General features: G+C 35.9%; 20 protein-coding genes. 11 read left to right on the top strand and 9 right to left on the bottom strand.

Annotated elements, in window-relative coordinates:
• Positions 1-7: 7 nt before the first annotated feature.
• The 5 genes from mobC to H9X96_RS12975 all read left to right on the top strand — a co-directional run bounded on the left by mobC (position 8) and on the right by H9X96_RS12975 (position 4836).
• Positions 8-1996 (top strand): conjugal transfer protein MobC, encoded by a 1989-nt coding sequence (gene mobC, locus H9X96_RS12995; protein ID WP_187666685.1) that lies wholly within the window; start codon positions 8-10, stop codon positions 1994-1996.
• A gap of 356 nt (positions 1997-2352) precedes the next feature.
• Positions 2353-2826 carry a RadC family protein gene (locus H9X96_RS12990; protein ID WP_187666684.1) on the top strand — a complete coding sequence of 158 codons (474 nt, stop codon included), beginning with the start codon at positions 2353-2355 and terminating at the stop codon, positions 2824-2826.
• Positions 2827-2852: 26 nt separating this feature from the next.
• Positions 2853-3011, top strand: coding sequence for a transposase (locus H9X96_RS23100; RefSeq protein ID WP_370576735.1), 159 nt, complete (start codon positions 2853-2855; stop codon positions 3009-3011).
• A 44-nt stretch (positions 3012-3055) separates the two neighbouring features.
• The gene (locus tag H9X96_RS23095; protein WP_187666682.1) at positions 3056-3175 is read left to right on the top strand and encodes a transposase; all 120 of its coding nucleotides are present in this window, start codon (positions 3056-3058) and stop codon (positions 3173-3175) included.
• Between the two features lie 629 nt (positions 3176-3804).
• Positions 3805-4836 carry a pentapeptide repeat-containing protein gene (locus tag H9X96_RS12975; RefSeq protein WP_187666681.1) on the top strand — a complete coding sequence of 344 codons (1032 nt, stop codon included), beginning with the start codon at positions 3805-3807 and terminating at the stop codon, positions 4834-4836.
• A 141-nt stretch (positions 4837-4977) separates the two neighbouring features.
• Here the strand turns inward: H9X96_RS12975 and H9X96_RS12970 are convergent, their stop codons facing one another.
• From H9X96_RS12970 to H9X96_RS12955, 4 genes are all read right to left on the bottom strand, one after another.
• The gene (locus H9X96_RS12970) at positions 4978-6084 is read right to left on the bottom strand and encodes a hypothetical protein (protein ID WP_187666680.1); all 1107 of its coding nucleotides are present in this window, start codon (positions 6082-6084) and stop codon (positions 4978-4980) included.
• A complete protein-coding gene (locus H9X96_RS12965) occupies positions 6075-6632 on the bottom strand; it encodes a hypothetical protein (protein WP_187666679.1) in 558 nt (185 codons plus the stop codon). The genes H9X96_RS12970 and H9X96_RS12965 overlap by 10 nt, the downstream gene beginning before the upstream one ends.
• A 1-nt stretch (position 6633) precedes the next feature.
• Positions 6634-7302, bottom strand: a complete 669-nt coding sequence (locus tag H9X96_RS12960; RefSeq protein ID WP_187666678.1) for a hypothetical protein — start codon at positions 7300-7302, stop codon at positions 6634-6636.
• A gap of 373 nt (positions 7303-7675) precedes the next feature.
• Positions 7676-8788, bottom strand: coding sequence for a sensor histidine kinase (locus tag H9X96_RS12955; RefSeq protein ID WP_187666677.1), 1113 nt, complete (start codon positions 8786-8788; stop codon positions 7676-7678).
• A gap of 44 nt (positions 8789-8832) precedes the next feature.
• On the opposite strand from H9X96_RS12955, the gene H9X96_RS12950 reads away from it, so the two are divergent.
• On the top strand, positions 8833-8997 hold the full coding sequence (locus H9X96_RS12950) for a hypothetical protein (RefSeq protein ID WP_187666676.1): 165 nt from the start codon (positions 8833-8835) through the stop codon (positions 8995-8997).
• 5 nt (positions 8998-9002) lie between these two features.
• On the opposite strand, the gene H9X96_RS12945 is transcribed toward H9X96_RS12950, so the two are convergent.
• Together H9X96_RS12945 and H9X96_RS12940 are read right to left on the bottom strand one after the other, a co-directional pair.
• Positions 9003-9743, bottom strand: a complete 741-nt coding sequence (locus H9X96_RS12945) for a LytTR family DNA-binding domain-containing protein (RefSeq protein WP_187666675.1) — start codon at positions 9741-9743, stop codon at positions 9003-9005.
• 60 nt (positions 9744-9803) lie between these two features.
• Entirely contained in the window at positions 9804-12602 is a 2799-nt protein-coding gene (locus tag H9X96_RS12940) for a lantibiotic dehydratase (protein WP_187666674.1), read from the bottom strand.
• A gap of 379 nt (positions 12603-12981) precedes the next feature.
• On the opposite strand from H9X96_RS12940, the gene H9X96_RS12935 reads away from it, so the two are divergent.
• From H9X96_RS12935 to H9X96_RS12925, 3 genes are all read left to right on the top strand, one after another.
• Positions 12982-13563 (top strand): Crp/Fnr family transcriptional regulator, encoded by a 582-nt coding sequence (locus tag H9X96_RS12935; protein WP_187666673.1) that lies wholly within the window; start codon positions 12982-12984, stop codon positions 13561-13563.
• 93 nt (positions 13564-13656) lie between these two features.
• Positions 13657-14118 (top strand): MauE/DoxX family redox-associated membrane protein, encoded by a 462-nt coding sequence (locus H9X96_RS12930; RefSeq protein ID WP_187666672.1) that lies wholly within the window; start codon positions 13657-13659, stop codon positions 14116-14118.
• Between the two features lie 41 nt (positions 14119-14159).
• A complete protein-coding gene (locus H9X96_RS12925; protein ID WP_187666671.1) occupies positions 14160-14408 on the top strand; it encodes a DUF6520 family protein in 249 nt (82 codons plus the stop codon).
• A gap of 36 nt (positions 14409-14444) precedes the next feature.
• Here the strand turns inward: H9X96_RS12925 and H9X96_RS12920 are convergent, their stop codons facing one another.
• From H9X96_RS12920 to H9X96_RS12910, 3 genes are read right to left on the bottom strand one after another with little or no spacing between them, the layout of a single operon-like run.
• Positions 14445-15806, bottom strand: a complete 1362-nt coding sequence (locus H9X96_RS12920) for a TlpA disulfide reductase family protein (protein ID WP_187666670.1) — start codon at positions 15804-15806, stop codon at positions 14445-14447.
• Positions 15793-17160 carry a RagB/SusD family nutrient uptake outer membrane protein gene (locus H9X96_RS12915; protein ID WP_187666669.1) on the bottom strand — a complete coding sequence of 456 codons (1368 nt, stop codon included), beginning with the start codon at positions 17158-17160 and terminating at the stop codon, positions 15793-15795. Before H9X96_RS12915 ends, H9X96_RS12920 begins: the two co-directional genes overlap by 14 nt.
• An 11-nt stretch (positions 17161-17171) precedes the next feature.
• The gene (locus H9X96_RS12910) at positions 17172-20123 is read right to left on the bottom strand and encodes a SusC/RagA family TonB-linked outer membrane protein (RefSeq protein WP_187666668.1); all 2952 of its coding nucleotides are present in this window, start codon (positions 20121-20123) and stop codon (positions 17172-17174) included.
• Between the two features lie 519 nt (positions 20124-20642).
• Between H9X96_RS12910 and H9X96_RS12905 the strand changes: the two genes are divergently transcribed.
• Complete coding sequence (locus tag H9X96_RS12905; protein ID WP_222943900.1) at positions 20643-20924, top strand: helix-turn-helix domain-containing protein; 282 nt, start codon at positions 20643-20645, stop codon at positions 20922-20924.
• Position 20925: 1 nt separating this feature from the next.
• A complete protein-coding gene (locus H9X96_RS12900) occupies positions 20926-21423 on the top strand; it encodes a hypothetical protein (RefSeq protein ID WP_187666667.1) in 498 nt (165 codons plus the stop codon).
• Position 21424: the final 1 nt, after the last annotated feature.

Raw genomic sequence — 21424 nt, 5'->3', positions numbered from 1 at the left:
TCAAGACATGAATACAGGAGAGGATTTGCAGTCACTACGAAAGGTCATTGATTTTACTAGGCTAATCAGTCTGTTGGTTTTGTCCATTCATTTTTACCTTTGCTGTTATTTAGTATTCCGACATTGGGGGTGGACGGCGGAGATCAGTGATCGCATCATTTCCGCTATCGCTAAAACCGGTTTATTTAGTAGTCTATTAAAGGCAAAACTGGTCAGTTTACTATTACTTGTGGTTTCTTTGTTCGGGATCAAAGGGAAAAAGCAAGAGAAGATCCAGATAGCTGCGATTGTGGTTAATTTATTGGTAGGTGGAGTTCTTTATTTTAGCAGTACACTTTGCTTTTATTTAAATATTGGCGCAGAGCTGGTCACAGTGGCATATATTAGTTTAACCACTGGTGGTTATTTGCTGATCCTTGCTGGTGGAGCCAAACTCAGTAGGGTCATTAAGGATAAGTTGCGGCCAGATATTTTCAACCTGGAGAATGAAACCTTTCCGCAGGAGGAACGGCTTTTGGAAAATGAGTATTCAGTTAACCTTCCAGCAAAATACCGGTTGAGAACTAAAATCAGAGACAGCTGGATTAATGTGATCAATCCTTTTAGGGGACTGCTGGTATCGGGTAGTCCTGGTGCGGGTAAGTCTTACTTTGTAATCCGTCACGTTATCGATCAGCATTTGAAAAAGGCTTTTTCTATGTTTATATACGATTTCAAGTTTGATGATCTCTCCAAGATTGCTTACAACAAGCTATTAAAGTATCAGCATCATTATAAAATAAAACCCAAATTTTATGTGATTAATTTTGATGATTTGAACCGTAGTCATCGTTGCAATCCCTTAGATCCTGAGGCGATGCAAGATATTACGGATGCAACTGAGGCGAGTAGGACCATTATGATGGGGCTAAACCGGGAATGGATTAAAAAACAGGGTGATTTTTTTGTCGAGAGTCCGATCAATTTTTTAACGGCAATCATTTGGTATTTGCGTAAATATGAAAATGGGAAGTATTGTACCTTACCTCATGTGATTGAGCTGATGCAAGTGGATTATGACCGGCTTTTTGCGGTGTTGCAGCAGCAGGAGGAAATCAAAGTACTGGTGAATCCTTTTATTTCTGCGTGGCAGAATAAGGCGATGGCGCAACTGGAGGGGCAAATTGCTTCAGCTAAGATTGGTCTTGCCAGATTGTGTTCACCCCAATTGTATTATGTCCTTAGCGGGAACGATTTTACTTTGGATGTAAATAATCCGGATGAGCCTAAGGTGATTTGTATGGGTAATAATCCGCAAAAGCTGCAGGTATATGGTGCAGTGCTTTCGCTGTATGTTTCCAGAATGATTAAACTAGTAAATCGAAAAGGGCACCTTAAAAGTAGTTTGGTGTTTGATGAGTTTCCGACAATTTATTTCAACAGCATGGATAGTTTGATTGCTACTGCTAGAAGTAATCAAGTGGCGACCACTTTGGCGGTGCAAGATTTTAGTCAGTTGCGGAAGGATTATGGTGCTGAGCAGGCAGATGTGATTGTGGGGATTGTAGGTAATATTATTAGCGGTCAAGTGACTGGTGATACGGCGAAACAACTGAGCGAATCCTTTGGGAAGATCATGCAGGACAGGGAGAGTAGTAGTATCAACAGTGCGGATGTTTCGATCTCCAGGTCTAAGCAATTGGATTTTGCGGTACCGGCAGCGAAGATCTCATCTCTTTCATCAGGTGAGTTTGTGGGAATGGTGGCTGATAATCCAGATCAGAAGATTAAGTTGAAGATGTTTCATGCGGAAATTCAGAATGATCATAGTGGGATTGCTGGCGAGGAGGCATTATATCGCCCAATTCCGATTGTAGAAATGGTTAGCGCTTTGGATATCAAAGAGAATTATGAAAAGATCAAAAGAGATATTGAGGAGCTAGTTGCTGAGCAGTTGATGGGGTTGGAGCCTGGAGGTGATACTCTGGGAGAGCAGGAGCAATCTGTTTCGTTATAAATTATGAACTGGCTTTGTTGGTAGATTCAGTTTTTGATATTCATTGTAAATACAAAGGTTCGCTATCTCTAGCAGGTTTTTTGAAAAAGCCAAAGAATGATCTAGGATAGGTATATGTTTTTGTGAAATAACGAACCCCTTTGTGCAACCTCATAATTTCTATTGGTTAAAAAATCAATTAACGGCACGAAGGTCGCCTGACGGTAGTCATCTGAGGTTGCTTCGCCAAAGTTGTATCCAAAAAATGGGTATCCCCTTGGGAGCCTCCACATTTTTTGGATCTCCACTTTGCCCTTGATGCCTACACCAAACGAATTGGGCACCATAATTATTTTTTTTATTAACAATTAGAAATTATGGAAACCCTGCAAATTCAAAATGACTTACTAAACATTTCCGAAATCAAAATCAGTTACCAGCCAAAATTCAAGGCGAGTGAAAGACCTCAGATCAGTTGTTCTAAACAAGGGTATGAAATCATGAAAGTCCATTGGAATGTTAATACGATTGCTTTTCAAGAAGAATTTAAGATTTTTTTATTAAACCGGAATAACCGCCTGTTAGGAGTTTATCATGTTGGGACAGGAGGGATGTCAGGGGTTTTTGTAGATGCAAAGCTAGTTTTTTGTGCGGCTTTGAAGGCGGTGGCAAGCTCTATTATTTTGTTTCATAACCATCCTTCAGGGAATTTAAAACCAAGTACAGCTGATATTCAGATCACAAATCGGTTAATTCAGATTGGAAAATTTATGGATATGCCCATCCTAGATCATATTATTATAACTCCTGATGATGGTTATTATTCTTTTGCAGATGAGGGATTGATCTAAAGTGATAACTGAGCTCGATTAATAATTTGAGAAAAAAAATGATGGACCATTTCTATGGACTAAAGCCTCATTTAATCGTAAATGATAAGGGGGGAATTCTCAACCTCGTGATTACTCAAGGTAATGTGGGCGTGTTTAATTGTTCAAAAGTTATTGATTTATTATATAAAAGGAAAGCTGTATAAAGATAAAGGTTGCCGTTCTAAAGAATTGACCAAAATCCTGTTTTGTGAAGGGACTGCCACTGATTACCAACATTAGAAACAATATGAAGACCTGTCTGATGGTTATGCTCATAAAAAGATCTGTTATTGAAACCATCAATGATGAGTTGAAGGAATATGCCTGATGGAACATTCAAGAGATCGTTCTTTTGGAAATTTTATTACCAATATCCTTTCCGGTTTAATCGACTATAGCTTCTTCCCAAAAAACAGTAATTGTATACGATACTGATTCGTCAACTTAAATTCAAAAAATTATTTTAAAATATTTTTTCGACATATTTCTTTGTTACTGTAGGAATTGCTTGGTTTTTATATATCCAGTGTTCGATTCACGTCACCAAAGTTACCTCATTTATCCGCCGAGGGAAAATGAGTATTATAGTATAGGGATATGTAATTAAATGACTTTAATCTTCATGTACTATTCCCAGAATTCATGCTAAACTTCAAAGAGAATAGATGGACAATACTTAACTGGGGTATTAAAATGAGATAGTAATCTGAGCCGAACAACTTAACAGTTAAAAAGGTAGATCGGATAAACTTATCATTCGTTTTAACCACTTTTCCTTGTCCGAGAGGAATGAAACTTATCTTTGCCATTAGTTTAAGAGGTGGTTTATTTATTAACTTGTTGAGGAGTGAGGGGGGCTATTTTTAAAGATGATCCGTGGCATTCTGGTTATATGTATATTGAATAGCAATTTTATTTTGGTAATTTTAGGGTAAATTTTTATTTTACAATAACATCATGAAAGGAGAAATCTATAAGGATTTTCAAGGAAATACTATCATCACAGCTTATGAAGATTGTATTTTTGAAAATTCAACCTTTGATTCGACTTTTGATTTTGAACAGATTTCCAAATCAAAATTCATCAATTGCGGATTTAATAAAATTAATTTTGGCAAAGAGGAATTTAAGGAATGCACATTTGAAAATACAGAATTTAGAAATTGTAGATTTATGTTTTCCAATTTGAGCAATTCTAGGTTTGTTAATTGTGTGTTTACCGACGGAAATTTTATCAGTGCAAAGTTTGTCAATTCTATTCTATTTCAAGTTGTATTTAAAAATTGTCAATTAAGGATAAAATCTTTCGAGAACGCAAGTTTGACAAATGTAGATTTTAGTAATCACAAGCTACAATCGGTTTGTTTCAATTTGGCAAGCTTTGTTAGGGTTAACTTTACAAAATCACACATTTATAATTGTCTATTTCAGAACACAAAAAGCTCAGAGTGTATATTTACAAATTCTGCTGTCTCTAACTTGGGAGAGAATTATGAGTTTTTATCTCTAATTAGCGACAATCAGCTAGAAAATGTGCTGTTTAATAAATTGGATTCTTTGCGAATCAGATTTTTCAAATTGTCTGAAAAATTAAAATTACTTAGTTCTGAAAGTAATCCAACTCTTTTGAGTGACTTCCTTTTGCAAATTCAATTGGACAAGCAGAAGAGAATAGTTTTTATGCACTTCAATAAAGACTGTCGAATAAATGAAGACTGGGAACCAGATGAAATGACAAATGCTTATTTAGAGCTAACACATGAGGTTGGAACATTAATATTTGATTTAATTGGAATATCTGATACTAAAATTCTGGAAGCGGGGATACTTAAGATAACTACTAACATTGACACGCTTGAAATCAGGGTAAATAAATTCCTGGAAGAGCGCCTTTTTCGACCATTTGTCGGAGATGATTTCGGAATTGATGAAGAGGAGCAAATAATGAGGGCGCTAAAAAACGGTGAAGGAGATGCTTTTGGTTTCTAAATTTATCTTTAGATAAGCGATAAAAAACACCTTGGTGGAAAATCAGGTGATTTTATTGGGGTTAATAAAAGTAATTTGGATTTCGCTTATTCTGAAATATTTCTTAAACTCCTGAGAATGCTGTGAAGTGTAATTAATCGGTTATGATGCATTAATATGGAATGCAGGGCCGTAAGTGTCTGTTTTCCATTCAGCATCTTCATTGTCTATTTCAATTCTAGACCTTAATATTCCTTTAGTATATCTAAGTTCTGTTAAGCTAGGACGATATTCTTTTATTGCTTTTTCTATACTTCTATCTCTTTTTTTTGTTTTAGAATCGGAATCATTATTTGAGGTCGAATACAAGTTTTGAGTATGGTCAGTATAGACCTTCACCATCTCGGCTCTTGGTAATTTACTTTTGTTGTATGGAGTTAGCTTGCCAACTGCATTTTCTTTTAAGAGTTCATTCCATATTCTTGCATCGTAGCCATTTGATGAACCGTGATGAGAAATTTTTAATAAGGAAGTTTGACGTTTTTTATTTATGACAGTTGAATTGTCAAGTATATTTGTCCATCCCTCATATTTATTTCCTGAAATTTCAAGGTCTGCTCCAAGAATTGCACTATGCTTTCCTAAATTAACTGATAACGCAACTGACTTAGCATTTGGGCCTTCCGCGATTATTTTTCCTAATGGACCAATTGAATTTATTAGTGTTGATATTTCATAATCATATGCTGTCAATGTTGCATCTGAGGGTGAAAGAGAATATATTTTAGACTCTGAATTACCATTATTTAAAGTTAATAAATTTCTGTCAGGACCAGCCCGCATGATTGGGCTTCCTCTTAGTTCATTAATTTCTAGACATTTGGCAAACTCCGTTGTAGATTGATTACTTGTAGCCTTTAATTGTTCGAGGTTAACAAATAAAAGGAATTTTTCAGTATCAGAGCAGGGTGCAAAGCATAATCTTGCACTTTCACAGATTCCAAAAAGGGTTGATAGACCTTTAATGTGATCGTTATGCCAATGTGTACAAACTAAAAGTTTAACTTGCTCTTTGACATTTACACCAATTGACTTTAGATACTCTAATGGTAAACATTGTCCATTTAGGGGATCTTTGCATGAATCAACAACAGCCCAGTTTTGGTTTCCTAAGTGGATAACAATACTTTCCCCATAACCACCGGCTGTTCCAATTAATGTTATCTCACCAATATTGTCACTAGGTAAATCAAAATCTGTTATAACCATTTAATGGACTTATTTTGTAACCTAGACTTATCAATGGCACTATCAATTTCTTCTATGGACCATTCCGGAAGTCTTTGAAATCTAATTATTGATTCCTTCTTAACAGACCCTTTGTCGTTTGCATAGCCTAAGCTCCAATAGAATACTCCTCCATATTTGACCAAGGGCTTATCATCTTTTGATACTTCTGTATTAAAAAAATCTGCATACTCAAATGTTCCACCTGAGTTTAGGTCTTCAAGTTTAGCTATAAAGCCATTTTCATTTAGTTCAATGATAGTCCCAAGCCATCTTTGTGTTAATGTATAATAGCTGTAATGTTCCTTAAAAGAAATATCACCCAGAGCCTCAAGTCGATCTTGAGATACAAATACGTTTTTACTTTGCTCCTCTTTAGCGTCAATATTTGTTGGTGCATATTCATGGTCCTCTTTCTTTAATTCATGAATGTAATAAGAGAATGTTTTGTTTATATCAACTGGCTTTCCACTCTCTGTCACTCGTCGATTTTGTATCGAATTTGATGTTACAACTGTTGGTTGGTTCATGTTAAATATCAAGATTTACTAATAGTTTCGTAACTACTTCTTTCATTCTATTACCTGAATATGAAAAATTTTCTTTAAGTATTGCTAAAATCTCTCTGTCTTGTCCAGATTGATTGACTTCTAAACCAAAATGATCATTAATATTTATTGCAACTCCATAAATAGACGAGGTTTTATCTGTAGGTTCAATTCTAATTCTATAAGAACCGGGTTTATTGTCGGATCTTTTAGCTTCAATGATTTCCAATAAAATCATTCTAGCATCATTTAAGAAATTAAAGTTTGACAAAGGAGTCAATTTATTTCCAAATTCATAATACTTTTCGGCCGATTTGAGATCACAATGCCAAATATGATTTATTCCTAAAGCTTTAATCGGTGTCTCTTTTAATGAGTTAAATATTCCTACACATAAATCCTTTACAATGTCAAAATATGGTTCTTGAGAACAATGTAGGTCAAATCTGTCTTGTCTTACCTCTATTGTAACCCAATCCAAACTAAATCTAGTGAATTCGTTATGGATAAGTTCGATTTTCACATCTTGTGCTTCTGATTCACGAATAAGGCCTTTTTGGGCAAGCCAATAAGGTTGTACAATTGCTGGATTGAAGTTCCCCACAAATGTCAAATGAATTGTTTTAATTTCAACTAAAGCTGTTAAGTCCATTTAAAGTTTAAAATCTTTATATCAAACATACTCAAATTTATTAATCTAATAATACTTGTTATTGTAAATCTTTGATAAACTACTCAATACTTCAAACATTAAACAAATAATGCGCCAACATGATAGCTCAAATCAAATTAGTTTAGAACTATTATTTGGGAGAATAGTGGGATTCGGACTAGAACCAAGTACCAATTTCGGCTGTTGTAAAGAATATTATCATAATAAATCCGTCCCACAGGTAAACTAATATGGGATTTTAAGCGACCTTGGATTTTTTTGAAAAAATTTTAGATATGGATTTCTTGACCAAGCCACCTCTTTAAAAAAATTATTTAATAGTGTACAGAATAATGTGAATTTATCGCAAATTTCACTTCATTGTAAATACCGTGACCGTCACTTTAAAATAATTGTCTGGTTCATTTCCATATTTCAATTCAGCCCGCTCTCCATAAGTATGCAGTAATCGCAACCGTATATTTTCCAGGCCAGAGTTAAATCCTGGTGGCTTCAGTCCGGTATTGATGAAGTTATGGGTATTAATTATCAATGTGTCTTTTTGGAAACTAATTGTAATCTGGGCTGGGGCTAAAGGTTCAGTGAGGTCCCCATGCTTATATATGTTTTCTGTTAAGGTTAATAGCACCAAAGGAATGAATAGCACTGTTTCGCAACTCTCGTCATATTCTAATTTGATGTTTAGTACTTGTTTTTTTCGGATTTGCCATAAATCAATCAGGTGCCTTACCTGCTCGAGCTCTTTTTCTAAAGGGATCATTGCGATACCCTGGTCGGTTTGAATGGCGTAGCGCATAATATTAGTCAGTAATATAATCGCTTTTGCTGCTGCCGGTTGAGTTTTATGCGTCTGACTATAAATAAAATTTAAGGTATTGAATAGGAAATGAGGGTTGATCTGGGCCTGTAAATAAGCATTTTTTGCATTAGAGAGCTCTATGGCAGTTTCTTTCTCTTTTAAAACTTGTTCCATGGCTTGCTTTTCAAGTTGAGTTTTTGCAGTTCGTTCCTTTAAGTAATTGTTCAGGAAATAATAACCAGAGGCAAATCCGATAAAGTAAATACCTCTCCAAAGGCTGCCAAAGACGAACCAGTTGTTGATTTTTAGGTCTTCTATTTCGATTGCGGTTGTGAAATGTGCTAAGAAATAGTCAATTTGGTAGCTTGCGAATATATAAAGTAAGATCTCTATGGTTGTTAAAACTGGGGCTCTCCATATGAATTGCTTCGGTTTTCTAAACGCGAGAGGTAAAATGAATAAGGCATGGATGTAGAAAATCCCAATGTTAAGGGCATAATGGAGCGCGTAACTAAGTACATGTCCTTTTATTCCAGTGGCCAGCCAAACGGCAAATGATTCATAAAAGATAAAAATACTCCAGGCAATTAAATGGACCTTGTAGTTAATTTGAGGACGCTTATTTGAAGTAAGAAGCTGTTTGATGTAAGTCAGGGAACCATTCATGTAATAAATTGTCTAAAATTTTTTAGAGTGGCTAATTTTCGGATATGAAGAAATTAAGCCAAATTAAATCGAAAAGAAAAACCGCATTTGTTTTTAGATCAGCAATCAAGGATGATATCTTGGTTACCGATCCAACAATTAGTAGTTTAACTATTGTATCTGGAGGATCAAGGATCTTTAAAATCTCAGATGGTATGGCAAAGCCATAACCGAATTAAATTCTTTTGGAGATCAGAGTTTTTTGATCAATGTAGCTCAGGAAATCACCTTTATATGGATTGGTCATTAGTACCTGGTACTTACCTAATTCTATGGTGTTGCCCCGAATTTGGCTGATGTAATCTGTATTAATGATATAGGATTTATGCACCCTGAAGAATCGGTCATCATCTTTTAAAACTTCTTCCATTTCCTTCATCGTCATATATATGGTATACCGCTTGTCCTTTGTTTGAAGATCTACATAATTCATCGCAGCCTGGATGTAGATAATCTCATTTTTATCTACTCTGGTTAGTTTACCTCTTTCTCCGGTTCTTAGGTAATAGGATTCATTGTCGCTCATTTTTGATACCCTGGGCTGGAAATCATTGGAAATGATTTCGTTAATGGCTTCCAGGAATTTGGAAAGCTCGATAGGTTTAAGCAAGTAATGTTTGGCCCTAAGGTCAAAAGCTTTTATCGCATAGTCCGAAAAAGCTGTGGTGAAAATGATGTTTTTCACCTTTTTTCGGATATTTTCAGCTAAATCTATTCCGGATAATTTAGGCATATCAACATCTAAAAATAGAATGTCTATAGGCTCCTGCTGTTGCAGTATAGTGGTGAGTGCCAAAATAGGATCGGTAAAAGTGGCTTGAATTTCCAGTTCTGATATTTCCTGAATATGATCTATTAAAATATCGATGGCGAATTGATCATCATCGATGATAACACATTTGATGGTAGATTTCATAAGCAAATAGTTTTCTGTAATTTAATAAAAAAATATTTGCCGTATGATTCAATCACTTGTTCAATAATCGTTTTGGGTTGCTTTATATGAATTTCTTTGAAGGTCTTTGGATAAATAATAATAAAAAACCATCTCTTTCATCCTTTGATTTGTTGAAAATAATCTATTCAGTTGCATATGAATTAGATCGGTCAGTAGTTGCGGTCGATCGATTGCTTTGTAAAGCGTTAAGATTGAAATAAAAGAGCCTTTAAGGATGTTAAATTCATTCAGTTGTAAGCCTGTCAGTTCGGGTATATCGACAGAGAAGTAGGTTTTATAATTTTTATTTAAGGCTCCAAACTCTTTTCCACTTAGGTGATGTTCGGCGGCAAGACTGTTTGAATTGCTCAGAATAAGCATTTTTAAGTCTTGTTCATTGATGAGATTTGATTCTTTGATAGTGTAGATGAACGCTGAACAGAGCCTATACTTCTCGAAAGCAGCTAAATTCAGCTTTAAAATGTAAAGTGCAAATTGACTATCCTTAAAAAAGTGCTCCTCTACGTTTCTAATGTGCTTTTCTCCATATCTATTGGTTTCTTTTTTATAGATTCTTAAACGAATATCAGATACGGTTCGGGTCTTTAGGTCCTCTTTTAATGCAAGTGATAATGCAGAAATTAAGTCATAGGCGTGTTTTTTGTTTTTGAGGTGGAGTCTTAACCTGAGATGATGCCCATTTTCTGTATACCGTATGAAAAACCATTTCTTTATTTTTCTATAATGCTTTTTTAAAAAAGTTGGGATTAGGTACTGAAGAAGGATGTCACTCCGTTGCGGATGGCAATATATTTCAAAATAAATCCATTTTCCTCCGGGAGAAATCAAAGCTGTTTTTTTTGAATGGAAATTGTAATGGGGTTTTAGATTTGGATAGAGTTCCTGGGGATGGGTGAGCGATAATTGAATTTGTCCCTGGAAATTTTTTTGTAGGCTATCCTGGATGTAATTCTTTTTGGGTGCGAATGCTTCTTCGATATATAGGGTTTTGTGTTTCTTGAGCAATTGTTGAAAGATCCTAAGGTCATTTTGTTGCTGAAGATCAAAAAAGAGCGTTTGGTCAGCCTGTGCGTATCTAAAATAGCGAGGTACTGATCTTTCTTTGAAATGGATTAGAAGAATATCAATGGGGAGCATTGGATCTCCAATTTTGTCAAGTTCAATTTTCCATTTGGCGGGACTGAGTACAATGTTCCGGTATTGAACTCTGGGGTAACTGGAACAATCCGGAATGATTCCTTGCAGGTCCAAATTTAGATCTGATTGTACACCCTGATGTTGCAGGTCACATAACAGACGGAAAACAGGAAGGTCTGACCGGTTATAATTATAAGCACTGGATATTCTAGGGATTAATCTTCTGTTAAGTTTTTTGGAACGTAGAATAAGCTCATCTTGATGCACAGACAAATAAAGATCGCTGAGTTCTAATGGGCATTGGGAAGTGTCATAATTTAGAATGCTGAGCTGGTGATGATAGATTCTTTTTCTGCGATTGATATTATCTATGTGTTTTTCAGCTGTATATGCTACATCAAAAAAAAGCACATTGGGATTAGCTTGCCCTTCGATTTTTGCTATTGATTTACAAGTTTTTTTTATTTGTTTATCCAGGAGTGTAAAACGGCCTAGCAAGGCGTTAGCCGTACAGCCGCCTATGGATTCAACATGTAGTAAATCTTCAGATACGGTCATTATCGCACTGAGTGAATTGGGGATGGAAAGTAAATCTTTACTTTCTGGTAATTTGAACTGTTCAAGTTGAATGATAGTTGGCTTATTAGTATTGGAATTGGCATACTGCCATAAGGTTTTCTTTAGGGACTCTTCTGAAGAGATGTTTTTATCCTTTAATACCGATAGCAAGCTTGAATCAGTTTCTTCAAGTGTCTGTTCTAAATTATGGTAGCCAATCCCGATTTCGGGATCTAATGCTTCCATAATTGGAATTTCTGTGTATTCAAATTTATGATAGAATTTATTAATGAAAGCGGCTAAAGCTGGATTTTTGGGATTGTTGACCAAATGTCTTAGATAGTGTATCGCTTTTGGTAATTCTTTAAAAAGCTGAATGTCTGGCCCACCTTGTCGTATCTTTCGCCCAGCTAAAATATATTTTTTTGTGCTTTTTTCTGGATGACTTTGAATACGTTTGAAATAGTCCTGACCAATGATATTGGAATGATTGCTGGTGAAAAGTAAACCAAGAGAGATTAATTCCAGAAGGTTTTCTTTCAGGTGATTGGGTTTGTATCCCTGTGACTTGAGTTTGTAAATTAATGCAGGAAGTTTTATAGGCTGCTTGCATGCACGAAGTAAAACCATTAAAGTAGAATTTCTTTTTACCTCTTTGAGACTATATATCCCATCGTTAAAGCAGAGATATCGGATTTCGCTACCTATAGCATAAGTACTGGAATTACTGACAAAAAGCAATTGATCCCACCCAGTGTCGTTTATTGGTATAGAAACTTGAACTGAATAAGCCCAGTCTGTAAACTCATGAAGTTTTTGCTGCGGCGCTAAAATAATGGGGCCATTTTGGTTTTGCTGGAAATTAAATGTTCCCACACCGGCAAAGCTCCCATATGGTGTTCCTCTGTATTTTGACCTATTGAAATATTTCCAAATGCTGCAATAAAGATTAAATGGAATTTGGTCCAGGTCTATGGCTTGCAAATCTTTTATCTGTTGATAAAAGCTAGGTGAAGCATGTTGAATGGCCGCTTTTAATGGTGCCCAGTGATCCGCTAATTCAGCTTCCAAGGAGAATTTCGGTGTTCTAAAAAGACCTTGGTTATGAATGGTTAGCTTCATTTTCTGTTTTTGTTTAAGGGAAACTAGTAGTAGTTTTTACAGACCAAAAACTAATTACATGAATAGGAGCAGGGTTTACATAAGATGCAACTGGACTTATACTAAGAGAAAGAAGGAACGCTGTTGCTTGCACTGGTGTAAGTCAAAACTGCTTACATCACGGTCTTTATTTATCAGGTGTAATAAAGACCGTGAATCCTGGCACATGGGATATATTGGACTTGAGAAATTATTGATTTATTAACCGATCATTTCAACCCGCGTTCTTTATTCCAATTCTGGATCGATACAAAAAAGGAAGTGATAGAGCTTCCTTTTTTAGTTCTGCTAGAAGAGAAGGCTTGGGATTAAATGGTCCATCAATGGAAAGGAGATTGCTATGATTTCTAATTCAGTTTTTACGTTATTGTTGGAGCGTTTAGCCTCTTTTTATCCACTAAGTGCAGGACTTGTAAATGCATTAAGGCCATTTTTGAAAGAACATGATGGCCATAAAGGGGAAATCTTATTACAGAAGGGAAAAAAAGGAGATCAAGTTTGGTTTATTTGTGAGGGGCATGCACGCGAAATTGGTGTTGATCTGGAAAATGGTAACGAAATGACCAGCTGGTTCTGGTTTAAAGAAGATTTTATTTTCGCATATCCAGGTTTCTTCAGTCAACAGCCCGCTGAATCAGCGGTGGAACTTATAGAAGAGTGTCGGCTAATTGAAATGGATTATGAGGATTTTATCATACTCCGTGATACCTTTCCAGAGGTATGGCCTTTGGTGGAGTCCATTAGGCACTATTATGATCATTTGCGCTTAACACATTTGAAGGATTTGCAATCGCTTTCAGCTAAGGTAAAATACTTGAAGTTTTATCATGAACATAAATCACTGTTTAATATTGCTCGACATAAAGACATTGCAAATTTTCTAGGAATTAAGGATGATGGCTTTAATAGATACAATTCATAATCAGTAGAAATTCATTAGGTCGGTGATCTGCCAACAATTGTGGGGCTTTCTGGTTGGTGTGGTGCTGAAATTAGATGAAGTAAATCATCTGCTATGAAATCAAAAACATTCACCGAAATCTGTGCTGCATTAATAATACTGTTATTTGCTTATACAGCAGTCAGCAAGCTTTTAGAGTATGATAAATTTATATTCCAAATGAAGCTGTCTCCTTTAAGTCTGATGGCGATTCTTGCACCTTTTTTAGCCTGGGTTGTCCCATTGTTCGAGATCATTCTAGTTGGATTCTTACTTTTTCCTAAAGTAAGAAAAGTAGGATTTATAGGATCAATTATTTTACTTACGGTATTTGAAGTATACATTTTAGGCATGCTCGTTTCGGGCCTTCATTTACCATGTACCTGCGGTGGAATTGTCAGTATGTTGAGTTGGAAAGGTCATTTGTTTTTCAATGCATTTTTTATTGCAATAGCCTATTTGGGACTAAGATTAGCACGCAAAAAGAAAATGGAACAACCATCAAAAATCGAATATTCAGCGCGTCCGGAAGCGTGAGTAGATCATAAAAGTCAATTATTCATTAAATATTAAACGTTATGAAAAGTTTAAAGTCAACTTTCCTTGCACTGGCAATAGTTGCTGGTGTTGGAGGAGCCTTCGCTACAAAAGCGGCAAACACTTCAAGCACTCTGGATCCAATGTACAGTTGGACAGGAAGTAATTCGTTTACCGGGACCATCCCGCAGGCTCAACTCCATTATGGCTGTTCAGGCAGTAAGGCTGTTTGTGCTACAGGAACGAATGTGGAAGATCCACTGGACGTTCAAACTATCAGATTTAATTAGTGAAAGGCCCCGGTTTACCAATTCCGGGGCTTTCTTTTAGAGGTCTATGATCTGTATGATGGGGTATTTTGTATTTTTAAGCTTAAACTTTAGTCCGAGGTGTTTACTTAAACAACTTGTAATATGTTGCTGTTGGGTATAAAGGGAGGGATCATCTCCAAGATCAATTTCTGCTGTAATAGGATAATTTATTTTGGTTTTGTTAAGGTATGGCTCTTTCCTTGGAGTTCTAAATGTGGCGCTAACGATCCAGTTCAGGAGATAGTCTAAAGGTACATTTGAAATGAGAAGTTTGTTGTCTATTATACCCATCCGATAGGGAGCATCTTTATCTGCTTTTTTGATTTTGTTGGATTTAACGTCATATGTGACTACCCAGCAATTACGCTTTTTCAACACTTTCCTTGTATGAATACCAAGGTTTAGTTCCAGGTCACTGATTACGTGTTTACTGAAGATTGAATCGGTCAATCGGTTTGCAGTTCTAAGCTCATAAGTATATTGATTGTTCTTTTGCCAATTAACTAAAGATTCCCCCTTATAAGTCTGAATATTCTTTTTTTCTCCCGGCCAAAAGTACCTAGAGGAATCATTGGTTATTATTTCCATTAGATAGTCATTTGATATTAGGCCTGGCATTTGGTAGGCATTATAAATCATGTCTTTAATGAGTGAGTTGAATTCGAAAAAGCGTTTCATATTTGGCCTTCCAAGTTTTCCAGGGCTAATTACCGTTCCACTCATTTCAACACCTTCTAATTTTTTCACAAAGATGGATCTGAATCCAAGTAAGGAGTCTGGAACTTGTAATGGTTTCAACTGATCAAAAGGAATTTCCTTTTTGAAGTCCATTACTTTTATCTTATCATTCAAAAAAGAAATTAGGTTAGCCTCTGTGATACTTTCACCACCTGTTATAGCCTTAACAACGCCCTGTCTATTGATCCATACATTATGAGGTAAGGCTTGATGGAAGAATAGCTGTGAAAATAGCTTATCATCTGTTATGATTTTTAGAGAAGAACCTGCGATATTCTGATGATTATCTAAAAATTTTCGTACAGTTATTTTGTCTTCATAGCTGATGGACAGTATACTAAGGCTATCCTTGTGTTTATTGGCCTGTGTGGCCAAAAATTCTAATTCCTTCACGCAGGGTTTACACCATGTTGCCCAAAAATTTATAATGAGGCCTCCCTTTTTAATTAGCATTGCTGTTGTTAAAGGGCCCTGATCTGGTTGAATCAGGAATTGTATGGGTAAATCTGGAAGGGTATCATTCAATTGGACTTCGGGATGGGATTGTGCTCTTATAGAAAAAGATAAGCTACAAATTGCAGCTAGTAAATAGATCTTTTTCAGGATCATGGTCCTTGAAATAAATTTAGTAGCCATCATTTTGTATGAGATTAGCATTGTAAGTGATTTCTTTAATTGGAATAGGCAATAGAGCAGCGGAGCTTATCCATGTTGGTTTTAGGGATGTCATTATATGCTGTAAATTTCCGGTGCGTTTTAGGTTTAAAAATCGATCTCCGTTTTCAAAGAACATTTCATGTCTGCGTTCTGTATAGATTGCCTGTAGGGTCTCATCTAATCCGATTGGGTTGATTTCTGAAAGTCCGGCTCGTTTCCTTAGGCTGTTTATATCATCTGTAGCACTATTTTGACCACTAATTTTATTTTGCCGGGCCCTTGCTTCTGCACGGATGAGATATTGTTCGGCAATACGGAGAACGATTAGATTTTCTGGATTACTGCTATTTACGGTGTTGTTTTGATATTTAAAAGGATAGCCGTATACGGTGGTCGAGTTGTTATTAATGACTGTATTTGCCTTTGTCCAGTTGATTTTTCTTAAATCTCCAGTTTCAAAAGAATTATAAAAATTATCAGTAAAAAATAGGCCGGGTATTTCGGTTGAAGTAGACGGGATCATCCCCTCAATAGCTGTGACATAACCCTTTTGGGTAGATAGTTGCAATATACTTTCTTTACTATTTGCCTTGAATACATTTACAGGACTTTCAAGCGGGGTGTAAATGTTACTATTAATTAACTCGTTTGCAAGGCTTTCAGCCATCGCCCAATTGCTCTGATATAGATATACCCTGGCAAGAAGTGCTGTGGCACAAGCCTTGTTTGCTCTGAATTTTCCTGTGCCCTGATAGCTTGAAGGAAGTTGTTCTCTGGCTTGAACTAAGTCATTTATAACTTGGGTATAAATGACACCAGAGTCTTGCTGAGGTGCTTTTCTGTTCTCATCTAAAGAAGTTGTTAATAGCAATGGAACTTTCCCGTACAAATTAACCAGAAAAAAGTAAGCATAAGCTCTTAAAAACCGGGCTTCACCTTGTATTTTAGTTTTGAATTCCCAAGTAAGTTGAGAGCTGATTGTGGTTTGTTCCAGAATCATATTGCATTGATAAATGACAGAGTATAAGTATGTCCAGTTGTTCTGATTAAATCCATCGTCTGCCGAAATCCTGCTTTGGTTCCAATTTTGGTTGTTTAGACTTACAGATTCATCAGCATAAATAGACAGGAACTGGTTGCAGACTGGATCTTGAAGATTTTCAAATTTTACATAAATGTTAAATAAAGCGGCCTTTACACCATTCGTGTCAGCAAAGACTTTGTCTGTGGTCAGTTGGTTTTTAGGGGATTCCACATCGGTTAGCTTTGAACAGGAAAAAAAAATCAAAATGGTGATGCCGATTAGGGTTTGATGGATGACAAGTTTAAAGTTCATGATTTTGTAATTTAAAATGTAAGGTTGAAACCGATGACAAGGGATTTTATAGGAGGGATGTTCCTTTGGGTTGCCGATAGGGCTCCGGATTCTGGATCCATCAGGGGATTATTATTGTTCCAGAACGTAATTAGGTTTTGCCCCCTTAAAAATAGGTTGAGCGTTTGTAACTTCATTTTTGATGTCAGCTCGGTCGGCAACCTGTAATTAATGGCTACATTTTTTAATCTTAGGTATGAAGAATCAAAATAATTTGCAGACGAGCTGGCGTAATATGAATCAAAAATGGTACTTGCCTTAGGTACATTGGTGATGTCACCAGGTTGTTGCCACCTTTCTTTTATAAAAGCATAATTATTGATTAAAAGACCAGGAGAGGACCGGAGTCCACCAGATAACATTTGCTTTGCAAACTGGAAAAATAAGTCTATTGAAAAATTGTGGTAAGTTACGGTATTGCCTAAACCACCGTAGAAATCTGGAGTGCGTTTACCTATGGTATTAAAATAATAAGGTGATTGACTAGAGAGACCATTCTGATCACCATAACTGGCGTTGCCTGTTTGATGATTTATACCTAAGAATTGATATCCATAAATTCTGGTAATGTCATAGCCAACAACCAAAGTTTGTGCATAGCCGGAATCCTCAATGTTTTGGAAACTAACTAATTTGTTTTTGGGTATAGTGAGATTAAAGGTGCTACTCCATTTGATGTTGTGGTTTTGGAGATTCACTGTTGTAAGTTCTAGTTCCCATCCTGTATTTTGAACGATTGCTGGAAGATTAGCCTGGTAGGATGCAAAACCAGTGATTACTGGTAGGTTATATTGTACCAATTGGTCTTTACTGCGGTTTCTGTAGTAGTTGAGGTTGAATAAGATTCTATTTTTCAAAAATCCTGTTTCTAAGGCAAATTCTAACTTTCGGGTGGTTTCCCAATGAAAATTTGCATTGTCGATCCGAGATGGATTCAAAGTAGAGATACCTTCATAGGTATAACCTTGGCTGGAATAGGTTGATAAGTATTGGTAGTCTGTAATTTGGTCATTTCCTGTAGTTCCATAACTTGACCTCAATTTTCCGAAACTTAAGAAGCCAAGGTGGTCTTTTAGGAATTGTTCTTCTCCAAACAGCCATGCTGCACCGATAGCACCAAAGTTTCCAAAGCGGTTTCCGTCCCCAAATTTAGATGAGCCATCACGTCTAAAAGTGAGGCTTAAAATATATTTACTGTTGAGGTTATAGGTCGCCCGTCCAAATATAGAGAGGTATTTATAATTGGTATTATTGTTGGATCTAATGTCAACTGTTGCAGCGGATGCAATGTCTTCCATCAACTCTTCATTACTATAATCACTGCTTCTTAAAAACAAATCCCTACCTGATTTTTCCTGATATGTTCCTCCCAAAAGCATACTTAGCTGGCTATTGTTAATTTTCTTTTGATAGTTAATCTGAGGTTCTACAAGGTATGCTTGGTTTGAATTTTGTCCATACTGAGTATAGTTTGTCGATCCAGGAGAAAGAGATCGCATCGGAAAAAGCTGTACCTGATTGGTGTTGATTTTACTATATCCGGTACTCAGTTTAAAGTTCAGACTATTAAACAATTCATAACTAAGGTTAATATTGGTGATGATGTTGTCCGTTTTAGCTGTAGTAGTAGCATTCATTTCTGCTAAGGGATTAGTGCCGCGCCATTGATAATTTCCTGATGTATTTATTAAAGGGAAATTGGGAGGCAATAGTAAGCCAGAACTAGCCCCCTGAAGATTTGGACTTCTATTATTGTCAAGTATAATTGAGTTTGTGAGTTGCAGTTGGAATTTTTGATCAGATGAGCGATGGTTAAGGTTAAAATGCAATCCACCTCGAGTGTATTTTGCTAAATCAGAAAGTACATTACTTTCTTGATGATAATTTACTGAAGTATTAAAAGTAGTACGTCCAGAGCCGCCTGTTAAACTTGCCTGTAAATCTGTATTTTCCGCGTTGTTTCCGAATAAATAATCCGGCCAGTTGATGTCTTGGTTTTGATCCCATAGCAAAAGGTCAGGTGCATTGGTTATCGTAGGAGTTTGATTGGTATTGGTAAAGGCTTCTCTTCTGATTTGAAGATAGTCTTGAAGGTTTAATAGTTTAGCAAGGTTCGTAGACTGGTTTATGCCTCTACTTAGGCTGATATTGGTTTTCGTTATTTCTCCACTACCTTTTTTTGTGGTAATTAAAACTACTCCATTAGTGCCCCTACTTCCATAAATTGCCGTTGCATCAGCATCTTTAAGTACACTAATACTTTCAATATCTGCAGGATTGATACTGTTTAACGGGTTAATTGCTCCTGACATATTTCCGGTTCCAATTAATGAGTTAGGATCAATTATTGAAGATTCAAAAGGAACACCATCTACTATATATAAAGGGTTTGTGCCGGCGGCAATGGAACCAGTTCCTCTAATTTGTATATTGATGTTTCCACCAGGGAGCCCATTGGTGGTTTGGACAAATACGCCAGGCATTCGTCCAGATAATGCGGAAAGAACATTGGTAACAGGCTGTTCCTCTATTTGTTTAGCCGTAATGGTAGAAACACTGCCTGTATTCAATCGTTTGGTGGTTGTACCATAACCAATGACCTGAATTTCATTTAGTGAATTTTGATCTGGTTTTAATTGTATTTCAAGGGAAACAGAGGCCTTTGTAAGTGTTATATCTTTAGGCTGATAACCGAGAAAACTTATTTGTAAGGTTACTTTTGTTGAAGGTGCAGAAATTGTAAATTTTCCATTTTTGTCCGATGATGCCATTATACTAGTTTCCTTAATTTTGATAGTAGCACCAGGAAGGGGTAGGCCATTTTCATCCTTAATTATTCCCGATATGTGATAGATGGTTTGCACTTTTGCACAAAAAAATGTGCAAAGCGTGGCCATTACGATTAATAGTATCGTTTTTTTCATGTTAAATGATTTAGATGGTTATTTAGATTTTAAAAGAATACCAGGGCGGGCAATTTGAGAAATTACTGATATCGTTTAACCGACAGAAGTATTGCCCGCCTGGAATAAGTTAGGTTTATACCGGTGCCTTTATGATCAACATCTGAATGTTGCGATAGGGGAATGGGTTAGTTTTCATATCTCATTTAAATTAGATTTTTTTAAATGAGTCTTAAAAAAGCAATACAACTGCCTTATTAAAAAAAATAAGGTTAGACTTCACTGCTTTTGCACAAGGTACCGCCAGGAACCCCTTTAACCCTGCACGAGGGTCAAAGTTGACCACAAAAGACTTAAGTGAAGCCCAACCTTAAATATATAAGATACCTCAAAGATAAAAAATATACCTTCAGGTTTGGGCAAATTCACTTGTCCTCTCGCGGTCTAAACTGGCGGTTTTTGTGCGAGACTCTTAAATATTTATACAGAAAAACGTATAAACATCTGATAACAAATATAATAAAAAAAACTAAATGATGTATGTTCATACGTCATTTAGTTTTTCTATTAGTCGGAAATTCCGCAATGGAATGGAAAGAAGAGGTGAAAATTAAATTTGGAGAACACCTATTGAGTTTATTAGAAGAGCACGGTCTTAAGAATGATTGTAAACCATCTTTAAGACAATTGGCTATAAGATCTGATCTTGAGTATAGTAATGTCCAAAGAATATCAAAGGGGCAGGTGGATTTGGCACTTACAACTATTTTTTCATTGGCGAAAGGATTAGATATTAAACCAATGATACTTTTAGATTTTTAGTATGGATTTTATTACCGAAGTTATAGGTGGAATAAAGAACTTTCCTGAAAATGATGATAAGAAAAAAGCATTGGCGATTAAAATTCTTCTGTTTTTTATTAGGTTAGATGTAAAAAATTTCAAATTTACTATTAAAGAGCTGGCAGATTTTGCTTCAGTTAATCATAATGTTTTAAATCAACCTTATGATACTTTTAATAATTCTCCTGGATATAATGAAGCCATGATAGTATTAACTAGCTTAAATGCAGATAACATTATTGATGAGAGTAAGATCTTGTCCTTGTTAGAGTCTACATTGATCATGATGATGAAGTATAATTTAATCTTTTCAAGGTCATCTATTCAAAATACAGGTGGTTCAAGCATTAGTATCAAAGCTTATCCTATTGTATCAAGTATAACTCCTTTTATCAAACCAGATGATTTTTTTGCAAGCACTTTTGAGGTAACTTTATCAGATGAGTTTTGGTTAGATTTTAAATCTAAGTCACTTTGAT

Source organism: Pedobacter sp. N36a (genome assembly GCF_014472395.1).
GTDB lineage: Bacteria > Bacteroidota > Bacteroidia > Sphingobacteriales > Sphingobacteriaceae > Pedobacter.
This window is presented reverse-complemented; position numbering and strand designations above follow the sequence as displayed.